This window comes from Pseudomonas sp. 29 (genome assembly GCF_002754355.1).
Lineage (GTDB): Bacteria > Pseudomonadota > Gammaproteobacteria > Pseudomonadales > Pseudomonadaceae > Aquipseudomonas > Aquipseudomonas neuropathica.
In genome coordinates, this window is sequence record NZ_PEEY01000001.1 from 3,269,315 (window position 1) to 3,283,833 (window position 14,519).

The window sequence follows — 14,519 nt, forward strand, 5'->3', positions numbered from 1 at the left end:
CAGGCCAGTGGACAGCATGGCGCACCCAAGGCACTCTTGGGCACGCCATGGATTCCGGTAGCCCGACATGATCAAACGCCTGCTTCTTGTTCTCGCCAGTGCATCGATGTTGCTCATCAACACCGCCCGCGCCGAAAACAGTCCCGACACCGATCTGGTGCTCCTCACCGAAAATTTCCCGCCGTATAACATGGCGAAAAACGGCAAGAACTTCGCCCAAGGCGAGAACATCAATGGCATCGCCACCGACATCGTGCGCGAAGTGTTCCAGCGTGCCGGCATCACTTACAGCCTGACCCTGCGCTTTCCTTGGGAGCGCGTCTACAAACTGGCTCTGGAAAATCCCGGTTATGGCGCCTTCGTGATGGCGCGTCTGCCGGACCGCGAAAAGCTCTTCAAATGGGTCGGCCCGATCGGTCCGGATGACTGGATCATGCTGGCCAAGGCTGACAGCAAGATCACCCTCGAAACCCTCAATGATGCGCGCAAGTACAAGATCGGTGCCTACAAGGGCGATGCGATTGCCGAGACACTGACCAAACAAGGTCTGAAGCCGATAGTAGTGCTGCGCGATCAGGACAACGCGAAGAAACTGGTCAATGGTCAGATCGACCTGTGGGCCACCGGTGATCCTGCCGGGCGTTATCTGGCGCGGCAGGACGGTGTCACCGGTCTCAAGACCGTGCTGCGCTTCAACAGTGCAGAACTGTATCTGGCGCTGAACAAGGACGTGTCCGACGAAGTGGTCGCCAAGCTTCAGGCTGCGCTGGATCAGTTGCGCAAAGAAGGCGTGGTGGACGAAATCATGGGGCGGTATCTATAACGACATCCAGGCCCGATGCTGGCTGCTCTTTAGCGTTAGCGCCATCGGTGCCAGATATTGCCGGGGTGTCTGTCGTCAGCGGCGGACACGCGCTGGCGAGCTCAACGGACTCCGGCGGATATTGCGTCAGCAGAACGCTTGAATCATCGGTATAACCAAAGTCGACCGCCACTTGAGTACCGTCTTCCCGTACCAACTCGTAATGGCTTTGCATCTGATAAACCGCGACGGCTGTTTGCTTCGGCGCCATGGCAACAACCACTTGAGATCGTAGCTCGTTCCAACCGTTGGAAGACGTTTCGGTGCGGGTCAAACTTTTTGGCAGGCAGGCCGAGAATTTTGTCATGCGGATATCGCTGAGAGGCACGGTCGGCCAGGCTTTGACGATTTCCATGGCGGTAAAACTATGGAACATACGCGTTGTCACCGCGTTTTGCAGACGTGGTGCTGTCCATTTAACGGCCCGATACTTGTCCGATTCATTGCGCTCGTGACCAATGAGCACATATTCGTCAGTTCTCTTCAGTTCGTAGTAAGGCGAATTGCGAAACTGTTCGCCGGGATGAGCATGATCTCGCACTGCGAACCAAGGCAGGCGGGCAATCTGGGTGACGGTGGCGGGTTCGTTCACTACGGGCTTCGTGTATCCGGTGAGGGTCGGAATTTGCGGCGATGCGCTGACTTGCAGCGGGATTTGCATGCGCAAGCCATACGCCGTCGAAGGTGCTGCAGGCTTGCTGTAGCCCTGGATGCCCACGAAGGTGCCGGGCGCAAAATGGATGTCGCCTGCGGCGGCAGTCGACGGTTCGATGCCAAAGGCGCTGAAACTGAGCTTGGCACCGCTGCCCTTGTCATTCCAGATCAGATCACCGACGTTCGCTGCTATGACCAGGTCGAGCCTGACGCAGCGCACCGAGTTCAACGAAGGTTTGCAATGATCGTTGGAGCATACGAGCCCCAGAGCGACGTAACCGACGGGTGCCAGAGGTCGCCAGATCGACATGCGAGTAACACCGGGCGCTCCGGTTTCTTTCCAGACCAGTTCAAAATCGGCAGGGCGGGCCAGTGCCTTTCCTTTAGTGCTTAAGGACCCTGCCATATCTTTCTCGCAGACCACCGCTGCGACCATTTCGCCATTGATATTGGCGTCGCCGGGAAAGAGCACGTCGCCCAGCGGAAAGTAGCCCGGCAATGCATCCGGAGCAGGAGTGGGGCGCCAGAATGTGGCAGGTTTGGCTTTTGAGCCGTTAGTGCTCCAGACCCGGTGAAACTCCGTGGTGAAGTTGATCAGCAGATTGTCCTGCATGATCGGTTCCATTGGCATGGGATGCGCTGCGGTGTTGTCTTCAATAGTCATGATGATTCCTGATAGTTGAAAGCGACGCGAGGGCGTCGCGACCTGTTGCAGGTCGCACTATCGGGAATGGGGACGGTTTCCGGGTGGTAACTATGTATGTGCTAGCGTCACAGGGTATTACCGGTAAACCCCGTCTTTACCATGACTGGCCATGGCGCGATTGCTGCGCAGGCTGATCATCTGTTTGATATCGATCCAGTCGATTCCCTGGCCCTTCAACTTCGGCAGTTCGCGCTCGAGCACCGCCAGTGTCTGCGGATAGGGATGGCCGATCATCACCGCCGAACCCTGCTTGCGCGCCAGGCTGATCGCGGTCTGCAACTGCGTGTAGATCGCTGCCTCAGTGCGCTCGTCATCAAGAAACACGTCCCGCGAGACACTGGCCAGATCGATCTTCTGTGCCTGTTGCGCTGCCACGGTTTGTGCGCTGGTACGGCTGTCGACGAAGAACTTGTGCCGGCGCTGCAGTTCGCCCATCAACCAGGCCATCGCCACCGGTTGCGCAGTCATGCGGCTGCCCATGTGGTTATTGATGCCGGCAGTGTAGGGGACCATTTTGAACGCGGCGTTGAGGCGTTTTTCCAGTTCTTCGATGGGCAGTTCGGGGTGCCAGGCATAGGGACCGGTGGCCGGGTCCATGGGCATGTGCAGGATAACGATCTTGCCGGCGCGATGGGCTTCGCGGGCAAACTCGGTGGCGTGCGGGGTGTCCGGCATGATCGCCGTGGTCACCGGGCCGGGCAGGGCCAGCACGCGGCGATCCCGGGGCAGGTTCTGCCCCAGGTCGTCGATGATCAATGTCAGATAGGCTTTGTGTGGCTTTGGGCTGGCGGGCTCTGCGTGAGCAGCACCCGCCAGACAGCACAACAGAACGAGGACGAAACGCAGCGACATCCTCAACGGCCGGACGTGATGCTCAGCCCTTTGAGCAGGCTCAGGGCCTGGGCCAATTGATAGTCATCATCCTGCGGCATGGCTTTGGGCTTGGCGCCGGAGCCGGTTGGTTTGTCCGCGCCGCCGTTGCCGTTGCCCAGGTGACCTTGCAGGTCGGCTTCCTTGAAGTAATCGCCATCGGCCTCGTTGGTGATCTTGGCCTTGCGCACTTCGATGTCCGGAACGATGCCCTGCGCCTGAATCGAACGACCATTCGGCGTGAAGTACAGCGCGGTAGTGATCTTCAATGCACGGTCATTGTTCAGCGGCAGTACGGTTTGTACCGAGCCTTTGCCGAAACTGGTGGTGCCCATGACCACCGCGCGTTTCTGGTCCTGCAGGGCGCCGGCGACGATTTCCGAAGCCGAGGCACTGCCACCGTTGATCAGCACGACCATCGGCACGGCTTCACTTTCGTCTTTGCCGGTGGCCGAGAAACGCAGTTCGGAATTGGCGATGCGGCCTTTGGTGTAAACGATCAGGCCTTTGGTGATGAAGTGGTCGACCACTTCCACTGCTGCCTGCAACACGCCGCCCGGGTTGTTACGCAGGTCGAGAATGATGCCGTTGAGCTTCTTGCCGTTGTCCTTGCGCAGCTTGGCCAGGGCCTTGGAAACCTCTTCGCCGGTCTTGACCTGGAACTGGGTGATGCGGATGTACGCATAGCCGGTTTCCAGCAACTGCGCCTTGACGCTCTTCACCTGAATCACCGCACGGGCCAGGGTCACGTCGAACGGCGTGCCGCCGTCGCGTACCAGGGTCAGGGTGATTTTCTGGCCGATCTTGCCGCGCATTTTGTCGACAGCTTCGGTCATGGTCTGGCCGCGCGTCGGCTGGCCGTTGATCTTGACGATGAAGTCGCCGGCCTGAATGCCGGCCTTCGACGCCGGGGTGTCATCGATTGGCGAGACGACTTTGATGAAACCGTCTTCGGCGCCGACTTCGATGCCCAGACCACCGAACTCACCGCTGGTGCTTTCCTGCAGTTCGGTGAAGTCTTCAGGGCCGAGGTACGCCGAGTGCGGATCAAGGTTGCTGAGCATGCCCTTGATCGCGTTTTCCAGCAGGGTCTTGTCGTCCACCGGCTCGACGTAAGCGGCTTTGATCCGGTCCATGACCTCGGCAAAGGTGCGCAATTCTTCCAGCGGCAACGGTGCCTTGGAAGTCGCGGCAGTGCCTGCCGGAGCGACGGCCGGGGCCGGTTGAGCGGCGAACGCCAGAGGCGCGCCGATCACCAGGGCGATCGTCAGGGCCAGCGAGGTAAGGCGGGACAAATGCAGCATGTCGAACGAACTCCTGAATTAGGCGGCACGCTTATCCTTGCGCGCGGCACCATTGTGCTGGATCACTCGGGTGACCCTGCTGACGAATTGCGAAATACAGCGCTGATGTGTCCTGGCCGCCACTGTTACCGACAGTGGAGATGGACTCACCGGCTTTAACCACGTCACCGGCCGACTTGAGCAGTGTCTGGTTGTGACCGTAAAGACTCAGAAAACCGTTGCCGTGGTCGAGGATCACCAGCAGCCCGGCGCCGCGCAGCCAGTCGGCGAACACCACGCGACCACCGTGTACGGCATGCACCTGGCTGCCGGCGGAGGCGCTGATCATTACGCCGTCCCACTTGGTGCGGGCGTCGTCGCCACGGGATTCGCCGAAGCGTGCCAACAATCGACCATCAACCGGCCAAGGAAGTTTTCCCCGGGTTGCAGCAAAAGGGCCACCGAAGGTCTCGCCGCTGCTGGAGACCAGCGCGCCGGGAGTGGATCTAGCGGGTTTTCGTGGGGCGTCGCTGTTTTCAGCCTGCGCCTCACGCAAACGCTTTTTTTCCGCTTCCTGCTGGGCGATCAGCGCTTTCTGCCGCGCTTCTTCTGCCTCACGGGCCTGGCGGGCCAGGGTTTCTTCAATGGTTTTAAGGACTTTAGACAGGTCTGCCTGATCCTGCTCGCGGGCGGCGAGTTTCTGGTCGCGGGCCTTCACGTCATCATTGAGCTTGGCGAGCACTTGCTGGCGTTCCTTGCGGACATTTTCCAGTTCGTCGCGCTGGGTATCGAGGCTGCTTTTCTGTACCAGCAATTGCGCCTGTTGGGCGGCAATGTCTTTTTCGACATTGGCCAGTTGGCGCAGGGTTTCGTTGAAGTTCTTCAGCTGTTCCAGGCGGGCCTGGCTCAGGTAATCGTAATAGGTGAGGGTGCGGGCGAATTTCTCGGGATTCTGCTGGTTGAGCAGCAGCTTGAGGTATTCCTGCCGACCGTTCTGATAGGCCGCGCGGGCCTGAATGGCGATCAGTCGCTGCTGTTCAGTGCGCGCGCTCTGGAGTTTTTTTTTCTCTGCATCGAGTCGCTGCAGCTCGGATTCGCTTTTCTGCAGTTCTTTCTGCAGCGCGTCGACCTGCTTCTGCAGCTTGCCCAGCTCGGTTTCAGTGCCCTTGAGCTCTTTCTGCACGCCGGACTTTTCTTCCTGGACTTTGCTCAGCAGCTTTTTCAGCTCGGCAATGTCCTGACGCGTGGCGTCCAACTGTTGTTGGGTTTGCGTGCGCTCGTCAGCGAAAGCCGGTTGGAGCAGGCAGGTCAGAGCGAGGGCGATCAGGACGCGGAGCATAGAGGCGGGCGGCACCAGGGTAATGGACGGCCTAGTATGCCCGCCCGAGGCTGCAAAAAAAACGCCCAATTGGGGCTGTGTGATAACTGGCCTGAAAAACACCACAAACCAATGTAGGAGTGAGTCTGCTCGCGAAAGCAGTGTGTCAGGCGACATCACTGTCGACTGATCCACCGTATTCGCGAGCAAGCTCGCTCCCACAAGGTTAGGTGTGGTTTACACCAGAATCGAAGTGCCAGTCATTTCCGCCGGTTTTTCCAGGCCCAGCAGCTTCAGCATGGTTGGTGCCACGTCCGCCAGCACGCCGCCTTCACGGACCTTGAGGTCGCGCTTGCCGACATAAATGAACGGTACCGGCTCGGTGGTGTGCGCGGTGTGCGCCTGGCCGGTGGATTCATCGGCCATTTGCTCGACGTTGCCGTGGTCAGCGGTGATCAGCGCTTCGCCGCCAACCTTCTCCAGCGCTTCGACAATGCGCCCGACGCAGGTATCAAGGCATTCCACAGCCTTCACTGCCGCGTCGAACACGCCGCTGTGGCCGACCATATCGCCGTTGGCGTAGTTGACCACGATCACGTCGTAACGCTGGTTTTCGATGGCGTCGACGATGCGGTCGGTGACTTCCGGCGCGCTCATTTCCGGCTGCAAGTCGTAAGTGGCGACTTTCGGCGATGGAATCAGGATGCGCTCTTCGCCCGGGAACGGTTCTTCACGACCGCCGGAGAAGAAGAAGGTCACGTGGGCGTATTTTTCGGTTTCAGCGATGCGCAGCTGGGTTTTGCCGTTTTTCGCCAGATAGTCGCCGAGGACGTTTTCCAGGCTGCCCGGGGCGAACGCCGAGGGTGCAGGGATGCTCGCTGCGTATTGGGTCAACATCACAAAACCGGCCAGTTTCGGCTGGCGCGCGCGTTCGAAATCCTTGAAGTCGTCTTCGACGAACACGCGAGTCAGCTCGCGGGCGCGGTCGGCGCGGAAGTTCATGAACACCACGGCGTCGCCGTCTTCGACTTTCACCGGCTCACCGATGGTCGTGGCTTTGACGAATTCGTCGCTCTCGCCGCGCGCATAAGCGGCGTCCAGACCTTCCTGCGCAGTGGCGGCGTGGAATTCGCTGTTGCCGTCGACGATCAGGTTGTAGGCCTGAGCCACACGGTCCCAGCGGTTGTCACGGTCCATGGCGAAGTAGCGGCCGATGATGCTGGCGATGCGGCCCTTGCCCAGTGCCTGGAAGGTCGCATCGAGTAGTTCGATGGACGACGCAGCGCTTTTCGGTGGGGTGTCGCGACCGTCAAGGAAAGCGTGCAGGTAGATTTTTTCGGCGCCGCGCTTGAAGGCCAGTTCGGCCATGGCGATCAGGTGATCCTGGTGGCTGTGTACGCCGCCATCGGAGAGCAGACCCATGAAGTGCACGGCTTTGCCGGCGGCCACGGCTTTGTCCACAGCGGCGCAGATGGTCGGGTTCTCGAAGAACTCGCCGTCGCGGATCGCTTTGGTCACGCGGGTAAAGTCCTGATACACCACGCGGCCGGCGCCAAGGTTCATGTGGCCGACTTCGGAGTTGCCCATCTGGCCGTCCGGCAGGCCGACGTCCATGCCGCTGCCCGAAATCAAGCCGTTGGGCACGGTGGCCCACAGGCGATCCAGAACAGGCTTCTTCGCCGCAAAAACGGCGTTGGATTCGGGGCTGTCGCTGTGACCGAAGCCGTCGAGAATCATCAGGACCAAAGGTTTAGGCGTGGTAGTCATGGAATCCACTCGTGGCTAATAAAGAAGAGGGCGATGGAAAAGGGAGTTGGAGTTTAAAGCTAAGTTCCGACCGCGTCACCGCCGGACGGGGTTTGGCCGACCATAGTGGCTGTGTATACTGGCCGACATTTTAACGCCCTGGAACCTCCTTCGATGGTTGCTCACCTGATTGAATTTGCCACTAACCACTACATTCTTGTCGGTATCTTCGTCGTACTGCTGGCTCTGCTGCTGGCGCACACGATGCAGGGCGGCGGTAAAAGCCTGAGCACCGGCGAGCTGACCGCGCTGGTCAATAAAGATGCTGGCGTGGTGGTGGACATCCGTCCGGCCAAGGATTTCGCTGCCGGCCACATCGTTGGCGCGATCAACATTCCCCAGGACAAACTGGCTGCGCGCACCGCCGAGCTGGAAAAGCACAAGGCCAAGACCATCATTCTGGTCGACGCCCTGGGCCAGACCGCCGGCACTCATGCCCGCGAACTGATGAAATCCGGCTTCACCGCCGCCAAGCTGTCCGGCGGGATCTCCAGCTGGAAAGGCGATAACCTGCCGCTGGTGAAGTGATATGAGCGAAGTCATCGTCTACTCCAGCGATTACTGCCCTTATTGCGTGCGAGCCAAGCAGTTGCTCGCGAACAAAGGCGTGGCCTTCGAAGAGATCAAGGTCGATGGCAAGCCGCAGATTCGTGCTGCCATGAGTCAGAAGGCCGGGCGTACGTCCGTGCCGCAGATCTGGATCGGCGACAAGCACATCGGCGGTTGTGATGATTTGTATGCCCTGGAGCGCGCCGGCAAGCTCGACGCGCTGCTCAAGGCCTGAACGGCTGCACCCACGTACAGCACTCCCTAAAAGACCCAAGATCGATAAGGATCTGAGATGACTGACCAACAGAACACTGCAGCCAGCGAAGAAGAAACCGCACCGCAATTCTCCTTGCAGCGCATCTACGTACGCGACCTGTCCTTCGAAGCCCCGAAAAGCCCGGCGATCTTCCGCCAGCAGTGGGATCCGGCGGTCGCTCTGGATCTGAACACTCGTCAGAAAGCACTGGAAGGTGATTTTTACGAAGTCGTGCTGACCCTGTCCGTCACCGTGAAAAACGGTGAAGAAGTCGCCTTCATCGCTGAAGTGCAACAGGCCGGTATCTTCCTGATCAAGAACCTGGACGCGGCTTCGATGAGCCACACCCTGGGTGCGTTCTGCCCGAACATCCTGTTCCCGTACGCGCGCGAAACCCTGGACAGCCTGGTGACCCGTGGTTCGTTCCCGGCCCTGATGCTGGCCCCGGTGAACTTCGACGCCCTGTACGCGCAAGAGCTGCAGCGCATGCAGGAAAGCGGCGAGACGCCAACCGTTCAGTAAGACGGTTCAGCAACACCCCATGTGGGAGCGAGCCTGCTCGCGATAGCGGTCTGTCAGACACATCAATGTTGCCTGACACTCCGTAATCGCGAGCAGGCCCGCTCCCACATTTGTTTTGTGGTGTTACTTGAAGTCGTTCTGGCGCCAGGCTTCGTACACGGCCACCGCTACGGTGTTGGACAGGTTCAGGCTGCGGCAGCCTTCGCGCATCGGCAGGCGCAGGCGCTGTTCCGGCGGCAGCGCGTCGAGCACTTCCGGCGGCAGGCCACGGCTTTCCGGGCCGAAGATGAACGCATCGCCAGGAACAAACGCGGCATCATGAAACGGTCGCGAACCCTTGGTGGTGAACGCAAACAGTCTTGGGTTGCCCAGGCTTTCCAGGCAACTGGCGAGGTCCGCGTGACGTTGCAGCGTGGCATATTCGTGGTAATCGAGACCGGCACGGCGCAGGCGCTTGTCGTCCATCTCGAAGCCCAGCGGTTCGATCAAATGCAGGTGGCAGCCGCTGTTGGCGCACAGCCTGATAACGTTGCCGGTATTCGGCGGAATTTCTGGTTGAAAAAGGATGACGTGAAACATGCACGGCTCCGAAGGTAAAGATGAGCGGCATTCTACGCCGCCTGTGGACAACCGTTCGAAACTATTCCCGCGCGTCATCGGTTCGCTGGCGATTGTCGGCTTGATGATCGGCTTGATGATCGGCCGCCTGACTACGCCGGATCCGACGGTGTTGCAGCAGGTCGAGGTGACGGATCAAGGGTTGGTGGTGTGGTTCAACAACGAGCCCAAGCTGCACGGCGAAATCATCGATGGCACGGTGGCGCTGCTGTTTCAGGCTGAGGGCCCGGCGCAGAAGGGCCAGCTCAAGCTCAATGGCAAAGATGTGAACTGGCGGACGCGAGCGAGTGACGGAGGGTTGTTGCTGACGGTGCTGGCGGCGCGGCCGCTGCAGGGCGATTGGGTCGGCAGTGAGGTCGATGACCGCTGGCGGCTGGAAATCCATCTCCGCGAGTAATAAAAGCGGGAATCCCTGACCTGCCTGTATCAGGGTTCCCAAAACGGGTGGACTTCGCTGCTAGCGTCGGTCCGGTGTAAAGAGGGAACCCCCGGCCTGCCTGTACCAAGGATCCCAAAAGGGTGGGCTCGTCGCGTTGCGGTATGAGCCCGGTGTAAAGAGGGGAATCCCCGGCCTGCCTGTACCAAGGTCCCCGAAACGGGTGGTGAATCGAATCACCTGTAAGAGGTATTGCAGGGGGCGTGCCAGGTTTTCATTTGCTGAAACAAAAAAGCTGATCAGAGACATCAAAGCCCCGAAATTCGGGGCTTTGATGTTTATGAAAACGGGTTTATCAGCGTTTTCAGGGTTGAGTTGTGGCGATGCGGCTGTGCGCGATCGCGGGTCATTGTGCATTGATGCGGTGCACGGTGGCCCTCACCCTAACCCTCTCCCAGAGGGAGAGGGGACTGACCAAGTTGTCTGGGAGAGCTACGCCGACGTGAAATACCGAGTCGAATTCAGGTTTCGAAAACATCCGGGATCTGCGCCCTCTCCCTCTGGGAGAGGGCTGGGAAGGATCCTGAGCACGCAGCAATCCTCAAGCGAACAATTCGTTAACCCTCATCCCCCTCATCATCATCCCCGCCATCGACCTTCATCCCCAATTCCTTGATCTTGCGCGTCAGGGTATTGCGCCCCCAGCCCAGCAACACGGCGGCATCGCGACGACGCCCGGCGGTGTGCTTCAAAGCCGTCTCGATCATGATCCGCTCGAACGCCGGCACCGCGCTGTCGAGCAGGCTCGACTGGCCACGCGCCAAGGCCTGGTCGGCCCACTGACGCAATGCTTGCTCCCAATTGGTCACTGGCGCCGAGTCCTGCGGCAGGTTCAGCAGTTCTGGCGGCAGGTCGCTGATGTGCACTTCGCGCCCGGACGCCATCACGGTGATCCAGCGGCACGTATTCTCCAACTGACGCACGTTGCCGCCCCACGGCAGGTTCTTCAGGTATTCCTCGGTCTCGCTCTTCAGCAGCTTCGGTTCCACCGCCAGTTCTTGCGCAGCGCGGCTGAGGAAGTGCTTGGCCAGGGTCGGGATGTCTTCACGACGATCCGACAGGCGCGGAATGTGGATACGGATTACGTTGAGGCGGTGGAACAAGTCCTCGCGGAACTTGCCGGCGTGCACCAGGGTTTCCAGATTCTGGTGCGTCGCGGCGATGATGCGCACATCGACTTTGACCGGCACGTGGCCGCCCACACGATAGAATTCGCCATCGGCCAGAACCCGTAGCAAACGGGTTTGGGTGTCGGCCGGCATATCACCGATTTCATCGAGGAACAGTGTGCCGCCGTCGGCCTGTTCGAAACGCCCGCGACGCAAATTTGCTGCGCCGGTGAACGCGCCTTTCTCATGGCCGAACAGCTCGGATTCCATCAGATCCTTCGGGATCGCCGCCATGTTCAGCGCGATGAATGGCGAGGCCGCGCGCGGACTGTGGCGGTGCAGGGCGTGGGCCACCAGTTCTTTACCGGTACCGGATTCGCCGTTGATCAACACGGTAATGTTGGAGTGGCTCAAGCGGCCGATGGCGCGAAACACTTCCTGCATCGCCGGCGCTTCGCCGATGATTTCCGGGGTGCGCGTCAGTGCCGGCACCACTTCCAGGCCTTGCTGTTCTTGTGCGTGCTGGTTCGCACGTTTGACCAGCGAGACCGCCTCATCGACGTCGAACGGCTTCGGCAGGTACTCGAACGCGCCGCCCTGATACGAGGCGACAGCGCTGTCCAGATCGGAGTGAGCGGTCATGATGATGACCGGCAACCGTGGGTGCTGCTCGCGAATCCGCGCCAACAGATCCAGACCGCTGGCACCGGGCATGCGAATGTCGGAAATGATCACGTCTGGCTGCTGACGGGCCAGGCGACTCATCACGCCATCGGCGCTGTCGAAACTCTGGGTGGTCATGCCTTCCTGCTGCAAGGCCTTTTCCAGAACCCAACGGATAGAACGGTCGTCATCGACGATCCACACGGTTTCACTACGGCTCATGTCGATGTGGCTCCTTGTTCCAGTGGCAGAAAGATCGAGAAGGTGGTGTGGCCTGGATGGCTGTCACACTCGATCAGGCCCTGGTGCTGGCTGATGATGTTCTGGGTAATGGCCAGGCCCAGCCCGGTACCGTCCGGACGACCGCTGACCATGGGAAAGAAAATGGTTTCCTGAAGTTCCGCCGGGATCCCCGGGCCGTTGTCGATGATTTCGATCTTGGTCACCAGACGATGGCGGACGTGGCCGATGGTGAACTGGCGCATGGTCCGGGTACGCAGGCTGATGCGGCCAAGGCGCAATTCGTTCTGGCTGCTGATCGCTTGCATCGCGTTGCGTACGATGTTCAACACCGCCTGAATCATTTGTTCGCGGTCGATCAGCACGTCGGGGATGCTTGGGTCGTAATCACGCACCAAGGTGATGCAGCCCTGGCTTTCCGCTTCGACCAGTTGGCAGACGCGCTCCAGCACTTCATGAACGTTGCACATCGCCAACGACGGCAACTTGTTCGAGCCGAGCATGCGGTCGACCAGATTACGCAGGCGGTCGGCTTCTTCAATGATCACGTTGGTGTAATCGCGCAGGCTGTCTTCCGGCAGCTCGCGGGCCAGCAATTGCGCGGCGCCGCGGATGCCACCGAGCGGATTCTTGATCTCGTGAGCGAGGCCGCGTACCAACATCTTGCTGGTTTCCTGCTTGGACAGCTGCGCCTCCTCCTTGGTGATCCGCAGCAAGCGGTCACGCGGATGGACCTCCAGCAGGAGCATGGTCGCGCCATTGCTGAGGATTGGCGTCACCGCGTAATCCACGGTCAATGTCTGGCCAGTGAGGGCGGTAAGCATCGCCTCGCGCTTGGTGAAGGGATGCGCCTGCTCTACGGCCTGACGCAGTGAATTCAGCGCCTCGGTGGATTCGGTGAACAGCTCGCTGATGAACTGCCCATGGCTGCGCTGCCCGCTGATGGCGAGGAGCATCTCCGCCGCCGGGTTCATGTACTCGAGGCGCAATTCGGCGTCGAGCAGGATGGTGGCGGTGGTCAGGTTGTCGAGCAGCAAACGGTGGATTGCGTCGCTAATAGTCATCGGAGCCTCTTTTGGGGGCGGAGCGTGCGCAACAAGCAAGCGTCGGTGAACGGAAAATGCAAAAACCAAACCAAGGCTCCGAAAAGAAGCGTTCAACCAATGAAACAGGCGTTTGACGCTCTTTTGCGTGGCAGTCGGCCAGCGCTCGCGGGTACTTTCGAACCAAAATGGGTTGAGATATGGGTACGGTGCAGTCTTGTGCACCAATATAGTGCGCAAAGCTGAATGGCGTTAGAAGAAACGCAGAAAGGGGTTTTTCGGCTCGGGCGGTTTGTCTTTCAAGGGGCATTCCGGACGGATGCCGTAATCGTCGGTGGTGCACGGCTTGACCTGGCGTTTCTGTGCGAGGGAGATGCGTAGCATGTGGAAGGGCTGGTTGGCAGTGCGTTCCACCGTGCGCCCTTCGGCATCGAGGATTTCCACCGAAAGATTGTGGCTGCCACGATCGATGTTGTTTAGCGGGAAGACCGGGCTCAGCCCCGGTTCGCCGGTGGCTTGGCCATCCAGCAGCAGTCGATAACGATGACCTTTTTGCAGGCCCGGTTCGCTGGTGACGCTGACGATGATTTCGCCGGCGCTGCTGCGAATCGTTGCATCGGGTTCAGGTACCAGAATGCGCAGCATGTCGTAGTGGAAGGGCGGTTGCTCTGGGTTTTTTTTTGCAGTCGTGATCGGCACGGCGACGGTGGGGTTTGCGGACATGCGATTGCTGGTCGCGATCGGTACGCGCTTGGCATTGCCACGCGGCTGGTCGGTGTAGATGCGATTACCTTGGGCATCGATATAAGTGAACACCTCAGCCGATGCTTGTAGCGTGAGCAGCGCCAGCACCGCGATCAGCCACGCACGAATCATGGCTTGTGCACCCGCTGTACGCTGAGAGGGACTGGCGCGCTCTGCTGGATGACCGTCTGCCCGTCAATCACCTGCACCGCTAGACGATGTTCGCCGCGATCAATGTTCACCAATTGTAGGATCGGCACGTTGCTCGGCTGGCCGTAAGGCTCATCGTCCAATACCAGCCTTAACTGATGCGGCGGTTGCAGACGCGGCTTGATCAGCACTTGGACGGTGAACGTGCCGTTATTGGCGCGCAGGGCCTCTTCGGTGGGTAGACCAGCGAGTTCAAGAATGTCGTAGGCGTTGCGCGCAGGCTCACGGGTTTCGGTGCTGGATGCAGGCGGTGTGCTCGGTGTTTGCGGCTCGACCCTGTTAAGCGGCGGCAACTCCACCGGCTGCGCCCGCACACCATCGGGCGAGTGATCGCTGTACACCGTGTTGCCGTTGGCGTCGGTGTACTTGTAGATCTGCGCGACGGCGGGCAGAGCGATCAGCAGCAGTATGTAGAGAAAGGTGCGACCCATGAAATCGACCGGGATTGAAAGCGATGGGGTGCAGCATAGGCCAGACGCGGCGGTTGGCCCAACCCGGCACACATCCGGAGATCATTCAGACACCACAATTCCCCTGTAGGAGTGAGCCTGCTCGCGATGGCGTCGTGTCAGTCAGCATTACCTCCAATGATCCACCGCTATCGCGAGCAGGCTCACTCCTACAGGGATC

General features: G+C 59.8%; 15 protein-coding genes. 5 read left to right on the top strand and 10 right to left on the bottom strand.

Going from position 1 to position 14,519, the window contains the following annotated elements; translation table 11 throughout:
• Nucleotides 1-67: 67 nt before the first annotated feature.
• A complete protein-coding gene (locus CLU80_RS15235; RefSeq protein WP_093430032.1) occupies nt 68-823 on the top strand; it encodes a substrate-binding periplasmic protein in 756 nt (251 codons plus the stop codon).
• Here CLU80_RS15235 and CLU80_RS15240 read toward each other — a convergent pair.
• From CLU80_RS15240 to gpmI, 5 genes are all read right to left on the bottom strand, one after another.
• Nucleotides 804-2,180, bottom strand: coding sequence for a Vps62-related protein (locus CLU80_RS15240; protein WP_099757747.1), 1,377 nt, complete (start codon nt 2,178-2,180; stop codon nt 804-806). The two genes, CLU80_RS15235 and CLU80_RS15240, sit on opposite strands and share 20 nt — an antisense overlap.
• Nucleotides 2,181-2,297: 117 nt before the next feature.
• Complete coding sequence (locus CLU80_RS15245) at nt 2,298-3,074, bottom strand: divergent polysaccharide deacetylase family protein (protein ID WP_093430034.1); 777 nt, start codon at nt 3,072-3,074, stop codon at nt 2,298-2,300.
• A 2-nt stretch (nt 3,075-3,076) separates the two neighbouring features.
• Nucleotides 3,077-4,396, bottom strand: coding sequence for a S41 family peptidase (locus tag CLU80_RS15250; protein ID WP_053116593.1), 1,320 nt, complete (start codon nt 4,394-4,396; stop codon nt 3,077-3,079).
• A 31-nt stretch (nt 4,397-4,427) separates the two neighbouring features.
• Nucleotides 4,428-5,714, bottom strand: coding sequence for a murein hydrolase activator EnvC family protein (locus CLU80_RS15255; protein ID WP_095047166.1), 1,287 nt, complete (start codon nt 5,712-5,714; stop codon nt 4,428-4,430).
• 216 nt (nt 5,715-5,930) lie between these two features.
• A complete protein-coding gene (gene gpmI / locus CLU80_RS15260; protein ID WP_093430035.1) occupies nt 5,931-7,460 on the bottom strand; it encodes a 2,3-bisphosphoglycerate-independent phosphoglycerate mutase in 1,530 nt (509 codons plus the stop codon).
• Between the two features lie 153 nt (nt 7,461-7,613).
• On the opposite strand from gpmI, the gene CLU80_RS15265 reads away from it, so the two are divergent.
• From CLU80_RS15265 to secB, 3 genes are read left to right on the top strand one after another with little or no spacing between them, the layout of a single operon-like run.
• Nucleotides 7,614-8,027, top strand: a complete 414-nt coding sequence (locus CLU80_RS15265; RefSeq protein WP_008080560.1) for a rhodanese-like domain-containing protein — start codon at nt 7,614-7,616, stop codon at nt 8,025-8,027.
• 1 nt (nt 8,028) lies between these two features.
• The gene (gene grxC, locus CLU80_RS15270; protein ID WP_095120761.1) at nt 8,029-8,283 is read left to right on the top strand and encodes a glutaredoxin 3; all 255 of its coding nucleotides are present in this window, start codon (nt 8,029-8,031) and stop codon (nt 8,281-8,283) included.
• Nucleotides 8,284-8,340: 57 nt separating this feature from the next.
• The gene (gene secB, locus CLU80_RS15275) at nt 8,341-8,826 is read left to right on the top strand and encodes a protein-export chaperone SecB (protein WP_007909233.1); all 486 of its coding nucleotides are present in this window, start codon (nt 8,341-8,343) and stop codon (nt 8,824-8,826) included.
• A 123-nt stretch (nt 8,827-8,949) separates the two neighbouring features.
• On the opposite strand, the gene CLU80_RS15280 is transcribed toward secB, so the two are convergent.
• Nucleotides 8,950-9,405, bottom strand: coding sequence for a tRNA (cytidine(34)-2'-O)-methyltransferase (locus tag CLU80_RS15280; protein ID WP_007909235.1), 456 nt, complete (start codon nt 9,403-9,405; stop codon nt 8,950-8,952).
• On the opposite strand from CLU80_RS15280, the gene CLU80_RS15285 reads away from it, so the two are divergent.
• A complete protein-coding gene (locus tag CLU80_RS15285; RefSeq protein ID WP_099757748.1) occupies nt 9,404-9,841 on the top strand; it encodes a hypothetical protein in 438 nt (145 codons plus the stop codon). The genes CLU80_RS15280 and CLU80_RS15285 overlap by 2 nt on opposite strands.
• Nucleotides 9,842-10,437: 596 nt before the next feature.
• On the opposite strand, the gene ntrC is transcribed toward CLU80_RS15285, so the two are convergent.
• The 4 genes from ntrC to CLU80_RS15305 form a co-directional block, all read right to left on the bottom strand.
• Nucleotides 10,438-11,874 carry a nitrogen regulation protein NR(I) gene (ntrC, locus tag CLU80_RS15290; RefSeq protein WP_007909238.1) on the bottom strand — a complete coding sequence of 479 codons (1,437 nt, stop codon included), beginning with the start codon at nt 11,872-11,874 and terminating at the stop codon, nt 10,438-10,440.
• Nucleotides 11,871-12,956 (bottom strand): nitrogen regulation protein NR(II), encoded by a 1,086-nt coding sequence (glnL, locus tag CLU80_RS15295; protein ID WP_007909240.1) that lies wholly within the window; start codon nt 12,954-12,956, stop codon nt 11,871-11,873. The genes ntrC and glnL overlap by 4 nt, the downstream gene beginning before the upstream one ends.
• A 231-nt stretch (nt 12,957-13,187) precedes the next feature.
• Nucleotides 13,188-13,811 carry a DUF4124 domain-containing protein gene (locus CLU80_RS15300; protein ID WP_099757749.1) on the bottom strand — a complete coding sequence of 208 codons (624 nt, stop codon included), beginning with the start codon at nt 13,809-13,811 and terminating at the stop codon, nt 13,188-13,190.
• Nucleotides 13,808-14,320 (bottom strand): DUF4124 domain-containing protein, encoded by a 513-nt coding sequence (locus tag CLU80_RS15305; protein ID WP_099757750.1) that lies wholly within the window; start codon nt 14,318-14,320, stop codon nt 13,808-13,810. Before CLU80_RS15305 ends, CLU80_RS15300 begins: the two co-directional genes overlap by 4 nt.
• Between the last annotated feature and the right edge of the window lie 199 nt (nt 14,321-14,519).

What these genes read in the sequence shown, in the direction of transcription:
- CLU80_RS15235 (WP_093430032.1), top strand. Translation starts at nt 68, where the DNA reads ATGATCAAACGCCTGCTTCTTGTTCTCGCCAGTGCATCGATGTTGCTC.
- ntrC (WP_007909238.1), bottom strand. Translation starts at nt 11,874, where the DNA reads ATGAGCCGTAGTGAAACCGTGTGGATCGTCGATGACGACCGTTCTATC.
- glnL (WP_007909240.1), bottom strand. Translation starts at nt 12,956, where the DNA reads ATGACTATTAGCGACGCAATCCACCGTTTGCTGCTCGACAACCTGACC.
- gpmI (WP_093430035.1), bottom strand. Translation starts at nt 7,460, where the DNA reads ATGACTACCACGCCTAAACCTTTGGTCCTGATGATTCTCGACGGCTTC.
- CLU80_RS15265 (WP_008080560.1), top strand. Translation starts at nt 7,614, where the DNA reads ATGGTTGCTCACCTGATTGAATTTGCCACTAACCACTACATTCTTGTC.
- CLU80_RS15240 (WP_099757747.1), bottom strand. Translation starts at nt 2,180, where the DNA reads ATGACTATTGAAGACAACACCGCAGCGCATCCCATGCCAATGGAACCG.
- CLU80_RS15285 (WP_099757748.1), top strand. Translation starts at nt 9,404, where the DNA reads ATGCACGGCTCCGAAGGTAAAGATGAGCGGCATTCTACGCCGCCTGTG.
- CLU80_RS15255 (WP_095047166.1), bottom strand. Translation starts at nt 5,714, where the DNA reads ATGCTCCGCGTCCTGATCGCCCTCGCTCTGACCTGCCTGCTCCAACCG.
- secB (WP_007909233.1), top strand. Translation starts at nt 8,341, where the DNA reads ATGACTGACCAACAGAACACTGCAGCCAGCGAAGAAGAAACCGCACCG.
- grxC (WP_095120761.1), top strand. Translation starts at nt 8,029, where the DNA reads ATGAGCGAAGTCATCGTCTACTCCAGCGATTACTGCCCTTATTGCGTG.
- CLU80_RS15250 (WP_053116593.1), bottom strand. Translation starts at nt 4,396, where the DNA reads ATGCTGCATTTGTCCCGCCTTACCTCGCTGGCCCTGACGATCGCCCTG.
- CLU80_RS15245 (WP_093430034.1), bottom strand. Translation starts at nt 3,074, where the DNA reads ATGTCGCTGCGTTTCGTCCTCGTTCTGTTGTGCTGTCTGGCGGGTGCT.
- CLU80_RS15300 (WP_099757749.1), bottom strand. Translation starts at nt 13,811, where the DNA reads ATGATTCGTGCGTGGCTGATCGCGGTGCTGGCGCTGCTCACGCTACAA.
- CLU80_RS15305 (WP_099757750.1), bottom strand. Translation starts at nt 14,320, where the DNA reads ATGGGTCGCACCTTTCTCTACATACTGCTGCTGATCGCTCTGCCCGCC.
- CLU80_RS15280 (WP_007909235.1), bottom strand. Translation starts at nt 9,405, where the DNA reads ATGTTTCACGTCATCCTTTTTCAACCAGAAATTCCGCCGAATACCGGC.